The 21,190-nt window shown below is 45.0% G+C and carries 17 protein-coding genes; 5 read left to right on the plus strand and 12 right to left on the minus strand.

Features of this window, described 5'->3' with window-relative positions:
• The first annotated feature begins 288 nt into the window (after window positions 1-288).
• The 4 genes from OCW38_RS11590 (at window position 289) to OCW38_RS11605 (ending at window position 5,727) form a co-directional block, all read left to right on the plus strand.
• Complete coding sequence (locus OCW38_RS11590) at window positions 289-1,227, plus strand: hypothetical protein (RefSeq protein ID WP_261894134.1); 939 nt, start codon at window positions 289-291, stop codon at window positions 1,225-1,227.
• A gap of 197 nt (window positions 1,228-1,424) precedes the next feature.
• Window positions 1,425-2,192 (plus strand): 1-acylglycerol-3-phosphate O-acyltransferase, encoded by a 768-nt coding sequence (locus OCW38_RS11595; RefSeq protein ID WP_016784816.1) that lies wholly within the window; start codon window positions 1,425-1,427, stop codon window positions 2,190-2,192.
• A 147-nt stretch (window positions 2,193-2,339) separates the two neighbouring features.
• Entirely contained in the window at window positions 2,340-3,710 is a 1,371-nt protein-coding gene (locus OCW38_RS11600) for an MBL fold metallo-hydrolase (RefSeq protein ID WP_016799075.1), read from the plus strand.
• 469 nt (window positions 3,711-4,179) lie between these two features.
• The gene (locus OCW38_RS11605) at window positions 4,180-5,727 is read left to right on the plus strand and encodes an alanine/glycine:cation symporter family protein (RefSeq protein ID WP_016767148.1); all 1,548 of its coding nucleotides are present in this window, start codon (window positions 4,180-4,182) and stop codon (window positions 5,725-5,727) included.
• Window positions 5,728-5,886: 159 nt separating this feature from the next.
• Here OCW38_RS11605 and OCW38_RS11610 read toward each other — a convergent pair whose 3' ends face one another.
• The 5 genes from OCW38_RS11610 to guaB all read right to left on the minus strand — a co-directional run bounded on the left by OCW38_RS11610 (window position 5,887) and on the right by guaB (window position 14,312).
• The gene (locus tag OCW38_RS11610; RefSeq protein ID WP_010440610.1) at window positions 5,887-6,480 is read right to left on the minus strand and encodes an acetate uptake transporter; all 594 of its coding nucleotides are present in this window, start codon (window positions 6,478-6,480) and stop codon (window positions 5,887-5,889) included.
• Between the two features lie 579 nt (window positions 6,481-7,059).
• Window positions 7,060-8,610 (minus strand): Na+/H+ antiporter NhaC family protein, encoded by a 1,551-nt coding sequence (locus OCW38_RS11615; RefSeq protein ID WP_010440609.1) that lies wholly within the window; start codon window positions 8,608-8,610, stop codon window positions 7,060-7,062.
• A 335-nt stretch (window positions 8,611-8,945) separates the two neighbouring features.
• A complete protein-coding gene (locus OCW38_RS11620; RefSeq protein ID WP_261894137.1) occupies window positions 8,946-10,628 on the minus strand; it encodes a chitinase in 1,683 nt (560 codons plus the stop codon).
• A gap of 288 nt (window positions 10,629-10,916) precedes the next feature.
• Window positions 10,917-12,470, minus strand: a complete 1,554-nt coding sequence (guaA, locus tag OCW38_RS11625; protein WP_010440596.1) for a glutamine-hydrolyzing GMP synthase — start codon at window positions 12,468-12,470, stop codon at window positions 10,917-10,919.
• Between the two features lie 378 nt (window positions 12,471-12,848).
• The gene (guaB, locus tag OCW38_RS11630; RefSeq protein WP_261894138.1) at window positions 12,849-14,312 is read right to left on the minus strand and encodes an IMP dehydrogenase; all 1,464 of its coding nucleotides are present in this window, start codon (window positions 14,310-14,312) and stop codon (window positions 12,849-12,851) included.
• Window positions 14,313-14,581: 269 nt separating this feature from the next.
• Between guaB and xseA the strand changes: the two genes are divergently transcribed.
• Entirely contained in the window at window positions 14,582-15,928 is a 1,347-nt protein-coding gene (gene xseA / locus OCW38_RS11635; protein WP_010440592.1) for an exodeoxyribonuclease VII large subunit, read from the plus strand.
• 121 nt (window positions 15,929-16,049) lie between these two features.
• Here xseA and ureG read toward each other — a convergent pair whose 3' ends face one another.
• The 7 genes from ureG to ureA all read right to left on the minus strand — a co-directional run bounded on the left by ureG (window position 16,050) and on the right by ureA (window position 21,092).
• Entirely contained in the window at window positions 16,050-16,691 is a 642-nt protein-coding gene (gene ureG / locus OCW38_RS11640; RefSeq protein ID WP_004735125.1) for an urease accessory protein UreG, read from the minus strand.
• 46 nt (window positions 16,692-16,737) lie between these two features.
• Complete coding sequence (locus tag OCW38_RS11645) at window positions 16,738-17,418, minus strand: urease accessory protein UreF (protein ID WP_016767146.1); 681 nt, start codon at window positions 17,416-17,418, stop codon at window positions 16,738-16,740.
• A 41-nt stretch (window positions 17,419-17,459) separates the two neighbouring features.
• Window positions 17,460-18,056, minus strand: coding sequence for a HupE/UreJ family protein (locus tag OCW38_RS11650; protein WP_010440587.1), 597 nt, complete (start codon window positions 18,054-18,056; stop codon window positions 17,460-17,462).
• A 73-nt stretch (window positions 18,057-18,129) separates the two neighbouring features.
• Window positions 18,130-18,582, minus strand: coding sequence for an urease accessory protein UreE (gene ureE, locus OCW38_RS11655; RefSeq protein ID WP_016767144.1), 453 nt, complete (start codon window positions 18,580-18,582; stop codon window positions 18,130-18,132).
• A gap of 115 nt (window positions 18,583-18,697) precedes the next feature.
• Window positions 18,698-20,401, minus strand: a complete 1,704-nt coding sequence (gene ureC / locus OCW38_RS11660) for an urease subunit alpha (RefSeq protein ID WP_010440581.1) — start codon at window positions 20,399-20,401, stop codon at window positions 18,698-18,700.
• A 41-nt stretch (window positions 20,402-20,442) separates the two neighbouring features.
• Entirely contained in the window at window positions 20,443-20,778 is a 336-nt protein-coding gene (locus OCW38_RS11665) for an urease subunit beta (RefSeq protein ID WP_010440579.1), read from the minus strand.
• Between the two features lie 11 nt (window positions 20,779-20,789).
• Window positions 20,790-21,092 carry an urease subunit gamma gene (gene ureA / locus OCW38_RS11670; RefSeq protein ID WP_004735119.1) on the minus strand — a complete coding sequence of 101 codons (303 nt, stop codon included), beginning with the start codon at window positions 21,090-21,092 and terminating at the stop codon, window positions 20,790-20,792.
• Between the last annotated feature and the right edge of the window lie 98 nt (window positions 21,093-21,190).

Genomic DNA, 21,190 nt, shown 5'->3' on the forward strand with positions numbered 1-21,190 from the left:
CAAAAAGGAATCGATGAGGACATATGCGCTATTGGAGTAAGAAAATTAACACCATAGTAATGGCGGCCATACAGGATTACTAGCGGCACATGTAACTTCAGCTACATCCATAAACATTCATCGTTAGTCACTGTTTTATATCAATATATATCTATAGGACGATTCCTGTAATCTACGACTTAAAATTAAACTCCACGGAAAATGAAACAAACCAGGTGCAAGGTGACACGTGAACAAGGATAATTATTTTGATGCTACCCCAACCTCACCCCCTGCAGAATTAGACTAATGAACACATACTCACATATAGATACCCCGTTCAACCTACGCCACACCTGTTGGTTTTGTGGTGAACCTTCCAATGATGTTGTTGAATTTCCTAAGACAGCGCAAGCTGTTGCCAAGATTGGTCACTCACCGATAGCACTGCCGACTTGTAATGAGTGTGCGAGAATTAACTACTCAAAGAATCTGACCTCAATTTGGGCTGTGCGCGATCAGATAAAACACGCACTCATCGATAAATACGCAAAGCACTTAGGGATTGGTGAGAACTGGACGGAGCAAGAGCTTATTGATTCAGATTTCTCTGGCTCGACGCTTGGCGGGTTTGGGCGCAGTGCTTGGAAGATGTATCAAATCGCCAAGCAGCGAATTGACTATAAAGGTTGGCCTTTGTCGGTTGATGACATTGTAATCGAGGCCTACGACGAAACCAGTGGCTTTGAATTCGACGGTACTCGTTATGCTTCAATCAATTCGTGTATCGACTACTTCACCAAGGCGGCAGGGGTGGATAAAGAACTGCTATCGCAACTTGTCGACATCGTTTCATCAGACCGATTTAGCTACGCACTGCGAATCGCCAAGCTGAACAAGAATGTCTCCAATACCAAGCGCTCGGAGATCATCGAAGAGGTTTTACAGCAAGAGTCTGAGCAAGAAGAGATATTGCTTGAACAAGCTAACTCACTGTTTAACCCAAATGTTGAAGAAGTCACGATTTCAGGTTCGACGGCTCCGGTGTTCGCTATTCAATGGGCAATGATGAATAACGTTAAAGATTTAGCTCACCTTTGTTCACTCGAAGATGATTATTTTGACTATTTCGAACACTTAGGAGGTCCTGCGGCTTTCATGTCTTATAACGGCCTACAGCTCTACTTAGAATCGCGTCAAGATCCGGAATGGGTGGAAAAGTCAGATCCAAATAAACAATATTGGTGATCATTAACCATTACTGGTGAACACGTGTAAGCTCGATAACTGTGTCAAACACCCATTGTTAGTCCTTGTTTTATATACAGATCTAAAAACACGCTTCTATTACAGTAAATTGTTGCAATTTGGTTAAATAGGGTAAAAACTTCAACGACCTAAAACGATTTAACCATTACAATTTTGTAGTGAGTAAGGAGTGAGTTGTGCTTGCTGTTCTTCGTATAATTTTGGCTACGGTGTTTATTATTATCACCACCCTATTTGCTTTTGTTTACTGCTTGTTTAGCCCCAAGAACCCCAAGCATGTGTACGTTTTCTGTCGTTGGTTCAACCAGCTACAAAAGATCGTCGGTGTAAAACTGGTGCAGCGCGGCCTAGACAATGCGCCAACGTCAGAAAAAAGCGTCTACATCTCTAACCACCAAAGCATATTGGACTTTGTGACCGACCCAGGAATGCTAAGGCCTCGCACTGTTTCATTGGGCAAGCGTGATTTGTTGTATGTGCCTTTCTTTGGTCTGCTGTATTGGATCACCGGTAACATCATGATTAACCGCGAAGATAAGTCCAAAGCACGTGATACCATCAAGCAAGTGGCAGAAGCGATCCATCACAGAGATCTGTCTGTTTGGGTTTACCCAGAAGGAACACGCAGTAAAGGGCGTGGATTATTGCCATTCAAAACAGGGGCTTTCCGGATGGCGATTGAAGCCGGCGTACCTATTACCCCAATGTGTACCAGCACTACGCACAATAAGATTGACCTCAACCGAGTTAATAATGGCATTGTGATCACCGAGATGCTGGAACCTATCGATGTGTCTGGATACAAGCTCAGCGACGCAAGAGAGTTAGCCAATCGCTGTCACGCACTCATGGCAGAGAAAATCGCAGAACTTGATGCCGAAGTGGCTCGTTTAGAGGAACAACAACACCCAGAGCTGGATTCAGACCGTTCTTCTACGAGCTAACTCACAACGAACACACTGAGCCATCGCTCAATGACTTAAAAAGACACTCAACGATCGCAACTCTCATTGTTCTTGTTTTACATGCCGGCGCTTATCCGCAAAATAAAAACAGGCGTTAATGGCTTTATAGAGCAATGGGAGTAAACGATGGAAGTGATTCACCATGGCGGCAAACATACCGTCACAGGATCTTGTCACGAATTAAGAGATTCAGGCCAAGCGGTACTCATCGATTGTGGCCTTTTTCAAGGTTTAGAGCTTCAAGGTAAAAAGCTTCAAGGGGAAGACGCACGCCCTCTTGATATTGAATTTGAAACGTCCCACCTTAACGCTCTGCTGCTGACTCATACTCACATTGATCATATTGGTCGATTACCTTGGTTACTCGCCAGTGGCTTTAACCAACCGATTTATTGCACTCAGGCGACGGCTGAACTCGCTCCTTTAATGATTGAAGATGGTATAAAGCTGCAAGGACTCAGCAATAAACAGTCGAAGCTGATACTCAAAAAGATTCATTCGTTGATTGCTCCCAAGCCTTATGGAGAGTGGTTTCCAATTGTCTCTAAACAGCAAAACGACGGAAAGGATCATCATAGGCCAAATACTCTGTATGCCCGTTTTCAACCTGCCGGGCATATCTTAGGCTCCGCCTATATTGAGATTAAGTTACCCAACCAAGAGGTGGTGGTCTTTTCTGGCGACTTGGGTCCAAGTAACACGCCACTGCTGCCGGATCCGAAACCACCACAACAAGCCGATTACCTATTTATTGAATCCACTTATGGCACCAGCACGCACGACGATATTGCAACACGCTCTGAGCGTCTCAAAGCAATTATTGACCGTTCACTACTCGATGGTGGTGTCATCCTGATCCCGGCATTTAGTATCGGAAGAACACAAGAACTGCTGTTTGATATCGAAAATCTGATCTTTGAACATCAACTCAGCGCCGATATTCCTATTATCCTCGATTCGCCTATGGCAGAGAAAGTAACGCGATCCTACCGACGCTTTAAAGAGCTGTGGGGACAAGAAGCAAAGCAACGTCTTGAACTAAAACGTCACCCACTCGCTTTTGAGCAATGCATTACTGTTGATGGGCATAGAATGCACAAGAAAATCGTCAATCGCCTGCGTTCGACAGGTGAACCCGCAATTGTGGTCGCAGCTTCTGGGATGTGTCAGGGCGGCAGGATAATGAACTACTTATCAGCTTTACTTCCCGATAAACGCACCGATGTAATTTTAGCAGGCTATCAAGCTCACGGAACGCTCGGGCGAGAGCTACAACAAGGAGAGAAACAGGTTTCCATCGATAACCAACACGTTGAGGTCAATGCTCAAATTCATGGCATGTCTGGCTACTCTGCCCATGCTGATAAAGATGATCTCAATCGATTTATAGAAGAAATAACCGTGCCACCCAAAGAGGTACATTTGATTCACGGAGATCCAAACACTCAGTCTGAGTTCGCTCAAGCTTTGGTTGGGAAAGGATTTAAAGTCGTTTAAAACAGGCGATTGATTCACGATTTCTGATTGCGGTAATCCTTACGGAAAGTTCTAAAATTACTACTGACATTTTAAATAATACCTCCCCTTAAACCTGCGTAATTTCACTATATCGGTGATATATTCTTGCGTCTTTACCGTCGTAATGTGTTAACAGTCATTAGTACTGAACAACGTTTCCTCTCATTTTTCTTCTACTTTCCCTTCTGACACATATTGTGAGTTTCGAAAATTTGTATTAATCACTATTTATTCACTTTACAAACCGACACTAAAAACAACTAATTGCATATCAATTTTAATGAAACGATTATCAAATTAGCACTAAGCGTTAACAAACACTCCCTGTAACATGCTTTATGTCACAGTAATCCTAATAAGCAGTTAAATAATTTAACACTCGGGTTACAAGTGAAGTATTGTGTTGTTCGAAAAACAATCATAAGCAAAACTAACAGGGAAAATACTCATGCAGTCATTCGTTGATTTTTTGAATGGAATAATCTGGAGTCCAGTACTTATCTACCTATGTTTAGGTGCAGGTTTGTTCTACTCCATCATGACTCGATTTGTTCAAATCCGTCACTTCTTTGAAATGTGGCGCTTGCTACTATCGGGTAAAAGCTCGTCAAAAGGCATCTCGTCTTTCCAAGCTCTGGCCGTTTCTCTATCTGGCCGTGTCGGTACAGGTAACATTGCTGGTGTTGCTGCCGCTATCGGTTTCGGCGGCCCAGGTGCAGTATTCTGGATGTGGGTAGTGGCTTTCTTTGGCGCTGCAACAGCTTACGCAGAATCAACGCTAGCGCAAATCTACAAAGAAGAAGATGAAGGCCAGTTTCGTGGTGGTCCGGCTTACTACATCGAAAAAGCGATGGGTCAAAAATGGTACGCTTGGATCTTTGCTATCGCGACTATTTTTGCATGTGGTATTTTGCTTCCAGGTGTTCAGTCAAACAGTATTGGTAATGCTGTAGAAGCTGCATTTGGCTCAGGTGACATGATTGAAACAGCTATCGGTACATTCAGTTTCGCTAAAATTTTCACTGGTACTGTAGTTGCTATTATCCTAGCGTTCATCATCTTTGGTGGTGTTAAACGTATTGCGAACTTCACACAAATCGTTGTTCCATTCATGGCACTGGCTTACATCATCATCGCGTTCGTTATCATTCTGCTAAACATCGGCCAAGTGCCAACGGTTTTCGCAATGATCATTGGCGATGCATTCACACCTATGGCAGGCTTCGGTGCTGCAATTGGTTGGGGTGTTAAGCGTGGTGTTTACTCAAACGAAGCGGGTCAAGGTACAGGTCCTCACGCGGCTGCGGCTGCAAGTGTTGATCACCCAGCTCAGCAAGGTTTGGTACAAGCGTTCTCTATCTACATCGATACACTTCTAGTATGTTCAGCTACAGCGTTCATGATCATCATCACTGGTGCTTACAACGTTCACGGCGGCGCTGAAGGTGTGTTCCTTGTTCAGAACCTAGCAGCAAACATTGGTGCCAACGGTCCTGTATTTACACAGCTTGCTATTGAAAGTGCACTACCAGGCATTGGTAAGCCGTTCATCGCATTTGCTCTGTTCTTCTTCGCATTTACAACAATTCTTGCTTACTACTACATCGCAGAAACGAATATTGCTTACCTACGTCGTACTATCAAAATTCCTGGCATGATGTTCGTACTTAAGCTTGTTCTTATTACTGCCGTTTTCTATGGCACAGTTAAAACAGCTAACCTTGCATGGGCAATGGGTGATGTTGGTGTTGGTTTGATGGCGTGGTTAAACATTGTCGGTATTCTGATCATCTTCTTCATGTCTAAGCCTGCGCTTAAAGCTCTTGCAGACTACGAAGAACAGCAGAAACAAGGCGTCACTGAGTACACGTTCAACCCTGTAAAACTAGGCATTAAAGGTGCTACCTACTGGGAAGAGAAGTACAAGCGTAAAACAGGAAAATCTCCTGAAGCTGAAACTGCAGACACTAAACCTGTAGAGCAACCTTCAGCTTAAACTCGCCTTAACAAATAGATTGCTTTAACAAATAGACCTCTTTAACTGGCTCTATTAATAACGCATAAAAAAGGGGTTAGCCATTTCGGCTAACCCCTTTTGTTTTGTTCATAACCAATAAACAGCTTATAACAAACTAACTGTTCCCGAGTTAGAGCATTAAGCAGCAATTTCTTGTGTTGCCATTTGAGGTGCTTTCTTCTCACCGATAGGCAGTACTGTGCGGCCGTATTCGTTGTTGATTACTTGTGCCATTGCAAAGTAGATAGCTGAAGCGCCACAGAAAATACCTTCAAAACCAGCGATAGTGCCGATTAGTTCGCTGCCAGTGAAATCACGAGCGGCTAGCAGGAAGAACAAGATAGTTAGTGAACCGAATACTACTTGCTTCGCAACTGGGTAACATAGAGAACCGATGAACATGAAGCCTGTGAAAATACCCCATAGTAATAGGTACCAACCCATGAATGCAGCAGGGCTTGCTGGAAGGCCCATGTAAGGCATTACAATCAAACCAACCAAAGACAACCAGAATAGGCCGTAAGAAGTAAACGCTGTTGTACCGAACGTGTCACCACGTTTGAAACACATAGTGCCCACGATAACTTGGCTCAAACCACCGTAAAAAATACCCATTGCAAGAATCATAGAATCGATTGGGAAGAAACCTGCGTTGTGGATATTAAGAAGAATGGTGGTCATACCGAAACCCATTAAGCCTAGTGGCGCAGGGTTAGCTAGTTTGGTCGACATTACGAATTTACCTTATTAAAGTGGTTGATTAAAAAAAAACGATAAAAATTATCAGAAAATTTTAATCTATAAACCGTACAACTAGGTAATCCAGTTATCGAAAACTAAGATTGTACAAATGATCTTATGGAAAATAGGTTTCATAATGAACCTATTCAATTCACCGAAACTATCAATAAACAGATTCCCTATCACGTTCGTTCCTCACTGTAAGGAATGACGAGTGAGGTAAGTGTTGAGGCAATGAGACAAAGCCTGGTGCTACGTCACTCTAGAATCGAGGGACGGGATATCTGGAATCTACTCTTCGATATGAGCACTTGCGGCACACAAAAGCCCTCTGTCACGTTCGTTACTTACTGTGGGGAATGACGAGGTTTTTTTAGGTACGATAAACGAGATGGGGATGCGAAAAGAGTCTTTAGATTTGAGTAAGCGCACCCTTAATAGCAAACGTAGGCAACAGATGGCGAGCTTTTCGTTACTCGTTTACTCGCATCCCGTATCTACTCATTGGATCGTCATTCCAGAATCGAGGGACGAGATATCTGGAATCTCGCCCTCTTCTGTAATCTTAAATTACGCTTGTTGTGTTTTAGATTCAGACACTTGAGGTTGAACTTCTGAAGAAGTGTTTTTACTCGCATCGTACTTGGCTAACAGAGTCACAAGGATAAGCTGAGCAATCAGAGCTCCTAGCACAACCCATGTACTTCCCGTAAAGCCTGCCACAACAAAGCTCACCAATGCGATAGAGCCATTCATCAACGCATAAGGAAGTTGAGTCTTAAAGTGTTCAAATTGATCACACCCTGCGCCAGTTGAAGAAAGAATGGTTGTTTCAGAGATCGGTGAACAGTGATCCCCAAACAAACCTCCCGACAACACAGCACCGATTGCCACTAGTAAAGGCGCATCAATCGCAAAAGCGGTTGGAATAACCAATGGCATCATAATCGCGAAGGTTCCCCACGACGATCCCGTTGCGAATGAAATAATCGCCGACAACAAAAAAGCGACGGCAGGCACTAACCAGTAAGGAAAGCCACTTTGTGCTTGTTCTGCAATATAAGCCGCGGCGCCTAACTCTTTACCGACGGTGCTTAACGCCCATGCCAATACAAGAATGATCGCTACAGGCATCATATTTCCCATGCCCTTTAAATACACCGAAACACCATCAGACAATTTTCTTACACCGTAATAAGCCATTAGCGAGATCAAGGTAATCGCAGCAAAAAAATAAGCCGATGATAAAGCCGCTCTGAATGACGAACCTGCAACCTTTTGGAACGGGAAGCCTTGCGGAACCAACATGGTGAACAATACAACGACCATCACGAGTAGCGGTGCCCAAACAAAAGATGCTTTTGCATTTTTATGCGAGAAAGGATTCAACGACTCATTATTCGCACCAGAACAAAGACCCGCTTGGCAATCACGCTCTGCCTTTGCCATTGGTCCGAAGTCTAAACCTTTAAAAGAAACTAAAGGAACAATAAAGATCGCTAAGAAAGCGTAGAACTGAAAAGGAATCGCGCCGATGAAAGCATCCCAATCCGACATGTTGACATTCAAAGCGGTAAACTCTTTTTGAATCAACCCCATGATATAAACACCCCAGCCAATAAAAGGGATAAGAATCGCGACGGGAGAGGAGGTTGAGTCAATAATGAATGCTAGCTTCTGTCTTGAAAGTTTCAGTTTATCGAAAAGGGGACGAAAAACAGGGCCGACAATTAAAGGAGTGCCTAAGTCTGAGAAAAATATAACAATTCCACCTAACCAAGCAGACACTTGAGCTTGGCATTTATTGCTTACCCACTGAGTCACCCGCTTTGCGAATGCGACACCACCACCGGACTTTTCCATCAAAGCAACAAAACCGCCGATGAAAATCAAAAGCATAATCACACCTGCATTATAGCTATCGGTCAGTTGAGGTACCAGATAGCCTTTCACCATAGTGCCAAACGTATCAAGAGGATTAAGTTCACTAAACATACCGGTGAGCATTGCTACACCACTCAATACGCCAGCAAAAAGGCCGATCACTACATTCCTTGTCGCCAATGACAACACCAAAGTAATCACAATGGGGATGAGTGACGTGATATCTGTCTGTTCCATAGGTACACCTTAACCCTAAAATAGAAGAATAAATATAATTAAAAAATGAATATAAATTCACAAGAGTCATTTGTACAGAACTTTATTTCATAACTAGTTAAATAATCCTCTTATTAACGAGAGTGCAGAGCAACCTACCTGAAACGATTTCCTTAATGAAAGAAAGTAGGAGTCATTATTCAACTCAGTGTTTGATAGTGTGGATAGTGTGGCTTCTCAACTCTCATGGTGAGAAGGCGCAATAAAAAAGCCGAAAGTCATAACTTTCGGCTTTTGAACAACACGGGTCAGCTTAGTAAGCCAATCTAAAGCAGAGGTTGATTAATAATGACAGATCACTGACAACTAATTTCATCCCAGAACCAATTCGACTGTACGGGGCTTTCCCAAACACCCGGACCGTTTTTAGCTACGAAACACTTGCCGTTATGTGTCACCTTTTCACCATTACTCACCTGGCTGACACCTGCTTGCCATGTAATAAATACCGATGGGTCAACGACGACAGGCGGCTCAACCGGTGTTGGTTCTACCGGAACTGGATCGACTGGCGACGGGTCTGTGACAACGGGTGGTGTCGGATCTCCAGTAAGCAACTTCCAAGGGCCACCATTGGCAGGGTCATCCCCTTGTGTCCACCATTTCGCTTCGTAGGTTGCACCGTTGTGAGTCACTTGGTCACCCGCGTTATAAACCTTCGTCGCACTCCAACCGTTACCACCGGGATCAGTACCAGGATCTACCGGATCAAGCTTGTCGACCACTTTCACTTCAGGCCAGCTCGCATGAGAACCATAAAAGTTGGTCACACACTTCTCGTAATCGCCAGCCACCAGCGCTGAATATGCCGTTTGGAATCCAACCAACTCACATTCAAATGAGTAGCCTTCTGGGCGGTCTGCGTAATATTTCCAGTTGCCATCCCAGTTGGTATACAGCACATCCGTCGCACCGTTAAGGTTCAAGCTTCCGTAAGGCGTTTGCTGCCAACATGTATTGGCTTCATCCGCTTCTACAGGGATCTCGTAGTGCGCTGCTAACCCTTCCCAATAACGAATACGGTTAACCGGTTGGCCTTTATCTTTGTTCTGCTCCCCACATTCAATACCACCATTAATCACATTGATCGTGGTACCAAACCCATAACCAATGCCCGCATCTAATTCGCGCTGAGATGGCGTCCAAGTGCGGTCGATAACGTGCAGCATTGCTGGTTTAGGTGCTTGAGGAGTAAGGAAGAACCAGATAGCAGAAGCCAAGTTCAGCCAAGAATCAGCGACTAAGCCCGGATTATTCAGTAACACCGTTGCATCACCATCGAACATCACTTCAGAGAACGCACCGTAATTAAAATGGTAAGAAAGCTGCTTGGCACCTCGCCCAAAGTAACCCTGCCCCGCGGCACATGGCCAGCGAGCATTTTGCCAATCGTTCTGACCACAACCCGTAGTGTAGCCCTCTTGGCCTTCAGACCAGCCCATTTCACGAACATGTACCAACGCTTGCTGCCACTCTTCTAGCGCTAATGGGTTATCAGAGGTGTTGTCTATCGCGATGTGGCCACCCGTCTCTTGTGAGAAATGAGCAAAGGCCGTGATAATGGATTTTTTACAGATAGCGTCGGAGTCACGACCATCGGTGTACTCTCCACAGAAAGCGGGGAATTTACCAATCGCACGTAAGAAACGAGTGTAGGTGTATTCTGGTGCAGCCATCTGAGTGAGGAAGTTCCATTCAGATTGAGGGAATACACGTTCGACTCGTTTTACGTTTTCAGGATTAGAGGGGGAACCGGGTTCAATCGCTTCAACGATTGTGTTCGGGCGAGTTTGAAGGGCCTGCGACCAGATCGCATACATAGGATCGGATGTTTTCGCTTGTTCAGCAGCTTGTAATGCCGACTTTTCAACAAGGTAACCATTCGGGTTTTGCGGATCAGGTTGGATATTCAAAGACGCATGACTTTGCGCAGCCAATGTGCAGCCGAGCACTGTCGCCAGATATTTGATTTTTAACATGATGGATTCTCTTATCTGTCCTTAATAAGTCCATCAAAGAGTATGCTTCACACGCGAAATACCATAGCCGTTGCTGTATGAATTTATAAAAATTGCGAGTGATATTTTTGATATATAGCTCATACAACAAAGCGTCTCATGGTTTCTTGAGCTGATATCTAATTTCCAACCCATTTGGTTTCTAGAGGTTAGATATGGCTCTTTAATACCCTGAATCAAAAAGAAAAAAGCCCCGAACTGAGTTCGAGGCTTAAGATCTTAATCAAAGCTGGTTAAATCTCTAAAAGATTATTCCCACTCGATAGTTGCTGGTGGCTTACCAGAAATATCGTAAACAACACGTGAAATGCCGTTAACTTCGTTGATAATACGGTTAGAAACCTTACCTAGGAAGTCGTATGGTAGGTGTGCCCAGTGAGCAGTCATGAAGTCGATAGTTTCTACTGCGCGTAGAGATACAACCCAATCGTACTTACGGCCATCACCCATTACGCCAACTGAACGTACTGGTAGGAATACCGTGAATGCTTGAGATACTTTGTGGTAAAGGTCAGCAGCGTGAAGCTCTTCAATGAAGATAGCATCAGCACGACGCAGTAAATCACAGTACTCTTTCTTCACTTCGCCAAGTACACGAACACCTAGACCTGGACCCGGGAATGGGTGGCGGTAAAGCATGTTGTATGGAAGACCAAGCTCTAAGCCGATCTTACGTACTTCATCTTTAAACAGCTCACGTAGAGGCTCAACAAGGCCCATTTCCATATCATCAGGAAGGCCGCCAACGTTGTGGTGAGATTTGATTACGTGTGCTTTACCTGTCTTAGATGCAGCAGACTCGATTACGTCTGGGTAGATAGTACCCTGAGCAAGCCACTTAGCATTCTTCAGTTTCTTAGATTCTTCATCGAAGATATCTACGAATACGTGGCCGATGATCTTACGTTTCGCTTCTGGTTCAGCTTCGCCTTCAAGAGCGTTAAGGAAACGCTCTTCAGCATCTACTTTGATGATGTTTAGGCCAAACTTATTGCCGAACATCTCCATAACCTGCTCACCTTCGTTTAAACGAAGAAGGCCGTTATCTACAAATACACATGTTAGTTTGTCGCCGATCGCTCGGTGAGCAAGCATTGCTACTACTGATGAATCAACACCACCAGAAAGACCAAGGATAACTTCGTCGTCACCTACTTGTTCTTTAATACGTGCAACTGCATCTTCAATGATTGAAGCTGGAGTCCACAGACCTTCACAACCACATGCATTAAGAACAAAGTTCTCAAGCATTTTTAGGCCGTTCTTAGTGTGTGTTACTTCTGGGTGGAATTGTACGCCGTAGTACTTCTTATCTTCATTTGCCATTGCAGCGTATGGGCAAGTGTCTGTTTCAGCGATCTTTGTGAAATCAGCAGGGATCTCAACCACTTTGTCACCGTGGCTCATCCAAACATCTTGAGTCGTCTCAAGGTCAGCGAAAAGTGCTGATTCGCCAGTCACTTGTACAGCTGCGTAGCCGAACTCGCGTTCAGTAGACGTCGCTACTTTACCGCCAAGTTGCTCAGCCATAGTTTGCATGCCGTAGCAAATACCGAAGACAGGAACACCTGAATCAAATACGTACTGAGGTGCACGTGGAGAATTCTCTTCCGTTACACTTTCAGGGCCGCCAGATAGGATAATGCCGTCTGGATTGAATTCACGAATATCCGCTTCTTCTACGTCCCAGCTCCAAAGTTCACAGTAAACACCGATCTCACGAATACGACGAGCAACTAGCTGTGTGTATTGAGAACCGAAGTCCAGAATTAGAATACGTTGGTCATGAATATTTTTAGTCATTGTAAGTAGTCTTATTGGCTATGTGATAAAACGGAGGCGAGTTTACTCACCTCTGATTAACTCTTCAAGAAATAAAGCAAACGTTTTCGTAGGTTATCTGTAAGGCGATGTTTTGTGAGAATCACTCTCTAAACAAAACAAGCGGTAGATATAATACCAATCACAGTAAGTAAGTGTTCAGGAATAGCGCAGGAAAAAAGCTTGAGAACAAGGCTGCTCTATTCGACAAAGAGTTCTGATAAGTAGTTATTCTACAATCAAAAATTCTAACGAAGTTATCGAGCTTTTTAACAAGCTAGGATGACCCGTTATTTACTACGATTGGTATATTAATGTGCCGACTAAATCAGCACATTATTCAAACGTTTGGACGTATTATTAACCTAAACGGTAGTTAGGTGCTTCTTTCGTGATTTGAACATCGTGTACGTGAGATTCTTTCATGCCCGCACCAGAGATACGAACAAACTCAGCTTTAGTACGCATATCTTCAACAGTTGCAGAACCCGTTAGGCCCATGCTTGAGCGTAAACCGCCCATCTGTTGGTGAACGATCTCTTTTAGACGACCTTTGTATGCGATACGACCTTCAATCCCTTCTGGAACAAGCTTGTCTGCAGCGTTGTCAGATTGGAAGTAACGGTCAGAAGAACCTTGAGACATAGCGCCAAGAGAACCCATACCACGGTAAGACTTGTAAGAACGACCGTTGTAAAGGATAACTTCACCCGGTGCTTCTTCAGTACCCGCGAACATTGAACCAACCATCACACAAGATGCGCCAGCAACGATCGCTTTACAGATATCACCAGAGAAGCGGATACCGCCATCTGCGATTACTGGAATACCGTATTCGTTTGCTACTTCAGCTGCGTCTGCGATTGCTGTTACTTGAGGAACACCAACACCAGTAACGATACGAGTCGTACAGATTGAACCCGGGCCGATACCCACTTTAACTGCACTTACACCAGCTTCGATAAGAGCACGAGCGCCAGCGCCAGTTGCTACGTTACCACCGATGATTTGTAGATCAGGGTAGGCAGCACGAGTTTCGCGGATACGGTTAAGTACGCCTTCAGAGTGACCGTGTGAAGAGTCGATAAGTAGAACGTCTACGCCAGCTTCAACAAGAGCAGCAACGCGCTCTTCGTTACCAGCACCAGCACCAACAGCTGCACCTACACGTAGGCTGCCGCGCTCATCTTTACAAGCGTTTGGTTTACGTTCTGCTTTGTGGGAATCTTTTGCAGTGATCATTCCAGTAAGTTGGAAGTCATCATTTACAACAAGAACTTTCTCAACACGCGCTTCGTGCATTTTCTCTTGAACTTCTTCACGAGTTGCACCTTCTTTAACAGAAGCAAGGCGAGCTTTAGGTGTCATTACTACGTCAACTTTCTTAGAAAGGTCAGTCACAAAGCGAACGTCACGGCCAGTAATAATACCAACAAGTTCGTTTGTTTCAGTAACAACAGGGAAACCAGCGAAGCCGTGTTTTTGAGTAAGAGCTACAACATCAGCGATTGTCGCGTCAGGGTTTACAGTAACAGGGTGAGAAACCACACCTGCTTCGTAAATTTTAACCTGGCGAACCATTTCAGCTTGCTGTTCAATAGACATGTTCTTATGAATGAAGCCGATTCCGCCTTCTTGTGCCAGTGCAATCGCTAGGCGAGCTTCTGTCACAGTATCCATCGATGCAGAGATCATAGGGATGTTTAGGGAAATATTCTTCGTCAGCTGAGTGCGAAGATCAGCTGTATTAGGGAGAACGGTGGAGTGTGCTGGCACTAGCAGTACGTCGTCGAATGTCAGCGCTTCTTTGGCAATTCTTAGCATTTGCAATATCTCACAATAATAGGAGTAAAAAGAAACAATCCAATCTCATCGTTTCGCCTAATGAGGGCAGCCAATTAAGGAAAATTAAACTGCATTTGGATTAGATATTGCGGACGGATTATACGGCCAACGAAATCGCTTGGCTACACATTTTTGTATTTTTAATTTGCATTTACCCCCTTGCTATGTATTATATTGCCGCTATCTTCCATACTCACGCCCTGTGAGATTCCAAGAAAGACCTTCCTTCAAGGAAAGATAGTGCTTCTATGACTAATCCAAACATCTTTACTGTTTCTCGCCTCAACTCAGAGGTTCGTCTCCTATTAGAAAACGAAATGGGGATAGTCTGGCTCGTTGGTGAAATCTCAAACTTCTCAGCACCTGTCTCTGGTCACTGGTACCTCACCCTTAAAGACTCTCGCGCTCAAGTTAAGTGCGCTATGTTTCGTGGCAATAACCGTCGTGTGACTTTTAAGCCTCAGAACGGTAATCAAGTTTTAGTCAAAGCACGTCTGTCTCTTTATGAGCCGCGTGGTGACTATCAGCTAATCATCGAAAGCATGCAGCCAGAAGGTGATGGTAAGCTTCAACAAGAGTTTGAAAAGCTTAAGATGAACCTCGCCGCAGAAGGATTATTTGCTCAATCAAGCAAGCAACCGCTTCCTGAACACCCAAAGCGCGTTGGCGTGATCACCTCAAAAACCGGTGCTGCACTGTTTGACATCCTTGATGTACTGAAAAGACGCGATCCTTCATTACCGGTTGTGGTTTACCCAACCATGGTTCAAGGCGAAGAGGCTGCAATTCAGATAGCTCAAGCGATTGGACGAGCTAACGAACGCAATGAATGTGATGTGTTGATCGTGGGTCGTGGCGGCGGTTCATTAGAAGACTTATGGTGCTTTAATAACGAGATCGTTGCTCGCACAATTGCAGCAAGCCAGATCCCGATTATCAGCGCAGTTGGCCACGAAATTGACGTCACTATAGCTGATTTCGTCGCAGATATGCGTGCACCAACACCGTCAGCAGCAGCCGAACTGGTTAGCCGTGATAACAGTCATAAAGAACAAGCTTTTGTCTCTAAACGCGCTCGCTTAGTCAGTGCAATTCGTCATGTACTAATCAAACAAGCGCAATCAACTCAAACGTTGAAATACCGCTTAGAGAAACAACACCCTAGCTACCAACTGCAAAAACAGAGTCAGCAGCTTGATGACTTAGACATGCGCTTACGTCGTGGTATGGCTCAATACCTAAAGCAGCATGCACAGCGTGTTGAACGTAAACAACATCAGCTTCAGTTGAACTCGCCAGTGAAGCGCCTTGGCGAACAGAAGTTGCATCTACAACGCTCAGAACAGAAGCTATTGGATGCGATGGATAAAACACTGCTAACCACTCGCCACCAGCTAGCCATGGCTGCAGAGAAGTTAGAGACAGTGAGCCCACTGGCAACCTTGAAGCGAGGCTACAGCATTACCCATTCAACATCGGGCAATACCGTGTCATCAATTAACGATGTCGAACCAGGTGAAGTGATCACCACTCAAGTTGAAGATGGCGTGATTGAATCACAAGTGACAACAAGAGTCGCTAAGAGCGAGCTTTAGATTCGACTCGAACGTTAAAAGCCCTTTAAAATCAGAAAGCCCTATCGATAATCGACAGGGCTTTTTTGTGTCTAATAAATTAGAAAGCGAACGGATTTAAACTCTACTCCCTATTCATGATTCACGACTCAGTCGTAGAAGGCTCCTTCATAGTCAGCATACCTTCCGTCACAATAAAGTTGATGATGAAGTCCAAACCTTGGCTCTCTTTTAGGTTGGTGAACACGTATGGTTTGGTTGGACGCATGCGCTGCGTATCTTGCTCCATCACTTCAAGTGACGCGCCAACATACGGTGCTAAATCGATTTTATTGATAACCAACAGATCAGATCGTGTAATACCTGGGCCACCTTTACGTGGGATCTTCTCCCCTTCAGCAACATCAATCACGTAGATAGTAAGGTCGGCTAACTCAGGGCTGAACGTCGCACTCAGGTTATCGCCACCACTTTCAACAAACACCACATCAAGGTTCTTATGTAGCTTAGCAAGCTCCTCTACGGCAGCTAAGTTCATCGAAGCATCTTCACGGATAGCCGTGTGCGGACAACCACCGGTTTCTACGCCAATGATGCGGTCAGGTTCGAGAGCTTCAGCACGTGTGAGTATCTTTGCATCTTCTTGGGTGTAAATGTCGTTGGTTACCACAGCAATGTTTAGCTTGTCGCGAATCGCCTTACACAACACCTCTAACAATGCTGTTTTACCAGAGCCTACCGGGCCGCCAATACCAATTCGAAGGGGTTGCTTATAACTTTCCATTGTCTACTTCCTTATATTCTTTTTACTACATCGTTCGTGCTAACCGCTACGAACGAAATAGTCTCGTGTATTGTGTTTCGTGCAGTGAACTTGCTAATGCCATTGATGGCGAAAAGCTGCCTATCATCCAATCTTCTATCGTGCGTGCTTTCTCAATGATCTCGGGAAACGTGTTGGTGATATTAATCAGTGCCAACTGACCATCGGTTTGACCTAAAGGAACTAACTTGACCCCTGCGGTAACGATGTTTTCAAGCCAACTCCATAAATAACCTTGCTTGAGACTTTCTAAATCAATGCCCCAATGTTGAGCAGCCATACACATGCCCAACAGTTGGTTAGGATGACTATCAACAGAGTCCACCAACGAAATATCGATGTCTAAACGCTTCAACAGAGTATTCAAGGCTTGTCCACGCTGTTTCTCTTCCGCTCGCAATTCACTGGTTTCACGACTTGAGTACAAATAGTTACACCAGTGCTCAATCTCATCGAGCTCGCCTTTTTCTAGCGCGTGATAAAGGCGCTCTAAGATGGGCAATTCCAAAGTCGCGACACTGGAACTGACGATGGTATTGAGCCACTGTTCCATGCTGTTGCGATCGGTCACCCACCCCGCTTCTACAGCAAGCTCTAGCCCTTGCGAATAAGTGAAACCACCAATCGGCAACGATGGGCTGATCAATTGAAAGAGACGATAAATAGCGATATTTTCTGTTTTGGTCATACTCTTGCTCTCTGCCTTCTAGAATCAAAAAGTTCGAGAGCTTACGCGCCTAAAATCAATAGTGCGCTTGCTGAAGCCACGCCAACCGACAGCCATTTAGAGTAAACCGCACGGCCAACCAAAGTGCCGATAACCATTAATGCCAAAGCACTGATGCCCATGCCTGCTGCAAACTGAGTCAGATTACTTGCCGCCTCAACACCGTGTGCGTAACCATGGAAAAACAACATACCAATCGAAGCCGCTAATACACTGTTTACACGCTTAGTTGATGGTGAGAATACATGCCATAAACATAAACTAACTACAAACAGAGAAGCGATGATCGCTGGTTCAACAATCACAGAGAAACCCAAGGCTTGGCCTGCGATAAGACCAAGCATTAACGATACTAATCCACCCCCAATCAAAGCTGCTTTGATCTTGGTTGAAAATGACAGTGCGCCAATTAATAGACCAAAAGCGATCAGCATGATCAGGTGATCCATGCCTGTCACAGGGTGAGTTAAGCCAGACATAAATGAGTGAGACTCATGAACCGAGTGAGATCCATGACCTGGATGAGCCAATGCCAATGTCGATGTTGTTAGAGAAGCTATTGTGAAAGTACATAAGCCTGCAGCTGTTTTAAAGTTCATCGCGAGTTCCTTGCGTTTATAGTTATTAATATCGTGGTTGTATCTATAAATGGGTGAGTCTCAAATGACTCGATTAATGATGGTGGTGATGACCACCCGAGCGACCGCCATAAGCGCCGCCTTCAGGTTCAAACGGTTGTGTCTCGGTGGTCACTTTAGCGCCTAAGCCTTCAACCATTTCATCCAAAACATGGTCGTGTTGATAACGAACCCAGCCAGCTTCCACTTGCAACGGAACATGTCGATTGCCAAGGTGGTAAGCCACTCGCGTTAGTAGGAGCAGATCTTCACAGTAAACAGTCGAAACGGTTTCAGGTGCCGCTTTCACTTCCACGACCAAGCCACATTCACTTGAGAGTTGTTCACCGCCACGCAAGATATGACCTCGTGGTAGAAACAGCCCTGCATTGCGCCCGTCATCGAGTGTGACTTTAAGACGACTCTTAATACGACTATCGATCGGTAGACTTAGAAAGCCATCAGGAGTCGTGTTTAACTCCTCTTGAATATGAGTTAGTTCAATCATGCTATTACCTCAATCTCCTTGTGAGATTTATAACGTTCAAAATAAGAGCCCTCAGCCAAGAGCTAAAACACGAGCTTCAGCTAAAGGTCTAAGATAAGAGCCTTCAGCCGAGCTATTAAAATAGAAAATATCTTTGAGCCATTGGCAGTTCTTCAGCAGGTTCACACGTAAGCAGCTCGCCATCAGCGCGCACTTGATAAGTCTGAGAGTCGACCTCAATCTTCGGCATCCAATCGTTAAGCTTCATGTCAGCTTTACTGATGTTTCGGCAGTTGCTCACTACGCCAATCAAACTCTGCAGCCCCAACTGCTTATCGATGTTCTGCGCCTTGGCTTCCTTGGAAACAAACAACATCGATGTGTTCTGACACGCCTTGCCATAGCTACCAAACATAGAGCGATAGTGAACTGGCTGAGGGGTTGGGATAGAAGCATTGGGATCACCCATTGGTGCCATGGCGATCATGCCGCCTTTCAAAATCACGCTTGGTTTCACACCAAAGAAAGCGGGCTTCCACAACACTAAGTCTGCTAATTTTCCGGCTTCGATAGAACCGATTTCATGAGACATACCATGAGTAATCGCAGGGTTGATGGTGTACTTAGCGACATAACGTCTTAGACGGAAGTTATCGCTGTAGTCTGAATCTTCTTTTAGGCTACCGCGCTGAACTTTCATCTTGTGCGCGGTTTGCCAAGTTCGAGTTATTACTTCACCCACTCGCCCCATCGCTTGAGAATCCGAAGCGATCATAGAAAACGCACCTAAATCATGAAGAATGTCTTCAGCGGCAATGGTTTCACGACGAATACGCGACTCGGCGAACGCCACATCTTCAGCAATAGACGGGGAAAGGTGGTGACATACCATCAACATGTCCAAATGCTCATCGACGGTGTTTATGGTGTAAGGTCGTGTAGGGTTAGTCGAAGAAGGCAGAACATTCGGTTCACCTGCAGCACGAATAATATCAGGAGCGTGACCACCACCCGCACCTTCGGTGTGATATGTATGAATCACGCGGTCACCGATTGCGCCAAGTGTCGATTCAACAAAACCAGATTCATTCAGAGTGTCGGTATGAATCGCAACTTGTACGTCCATCTCGTCAGCAACACTTAAGCAGGTATCGATTGAAGCGGGGGTTGTTCCCCAGTCTTCGTGCAACTTCAAACCGACTGCACCTGCTGCGACTTGTTCGCGTAGAGCTTCTGGCTGACTTGCATTGCCTTTACCTAACAAACCAAAGTTCATTGGGAATTGATCGAGTGATTCCAACATGCGGTGCATGTTCCAAGGCCCTGGCGTACATGTGGTTGCGTTAGTACCCGTATTTGGCCCAGTGCCACCGCCAATCATGGTGGTAACACCTGAAGCTAGCGCTTCTTCAATTTGTTGCGGGCAGATAAAGTGGATGTGTGAATCAATGCCACCAGCTGTCAGAATAGAGCCTTCACCGGCTAAAATTTCGGTGCCTGGGCCAATCACAATATCAACACCCGGTTGAACATCTGGGTTGCCCGCTTTACCTAATGCCTGAACTCGGCCATCTTTAATTGCGACATCGGCTTTCACGATGCCCCAGTAGTCTAATACGATGGCGTTGGTAATCACCAAATCCGGTGTCTCAGCACTTGGACGTTGGCTTTGCCCTTGTCCATCACGGATGACTTTGCCACCGCCGAATTTCACTTCGTCGCCGTAAACGGTGTAATCTTTTTCAACTTCTAACCATAAATCGGTGTCAGCAAGACGCACTCGGTCTCCAACTGTTGGCCCGAACATTTCGGCGTAAGCCTGTCTGGATATCGTCGCCATGATCAATCCTTTGTTGTTTTAATTATTTCCGTGAGGAGCTCTTAAAGCTTGCCCATCACCTTTCCTTGGAAGCCGTAAATTTCTAACTTACCGGCATAACGTACTAACTCGACGCTACGCGACTGACCCGGCTCGAATCGAGTTGCAGTGCCCGCAGGGATATTGAGTCGAAAGCCTTTAGTGGTTTCTCTATCAAAGATCAGCGAAGGATTTGCTTCATAGAAGTGGTAATGAGAGCCAATTTGAATAGGACGATCGCCAATGTTTTGAACTTTAACTGACGTTGTCTCGCGACCTTCATTTAAGGTGATGTCACCGGGAGCGGTTTCTACTTTGCCGGGAACGAAACCTGAGTATTTTTTTGTGGAACCAGCCATCTTACTTCTCCCTACACGATAGGTTCATGAACGGTCACCAACTTGGTGCCATCAGGAAAAGTGGCTTCGACTTGTACATCAGGGATCATGGAAGGGATCCCCTCCATAACGTCATCGACAGTAAGAAGTGTGCGTCCAAAATCCATCAACTCTGAAACGGTTTTACCCTCGCGGGCACCTTCGAGAATGGCACTGCTGATCAGTGCAATAGATTCTGGATAGTTGAGTTTTAAGCCTTTTTGTTTGCGCTGCTGTGCCAGCATTCCTGCACAGAAGATAAGTAGCTTATCTTTTTCTCTTGGTGTTAATTCCATTTAGCCGCCCGCTGTTAGTGTTGTTTTCTTAGTGCTCAAAAACGCATGAGCAGTAAGTGGGATTCAAACACAGCAAGCTTTAAAAAATGTACCGAGGG

The sequence above is a fragment of the Vibrio cyclitrophicus genome, assembly GCF_024347435.1.
Classification (GTDB): Bacteria; Pseudomonadota; Gammaproteobacteria; order Enterobacterales; family Vibrionaceae; genus Vibrio; species Vibrio cyclitrophicus.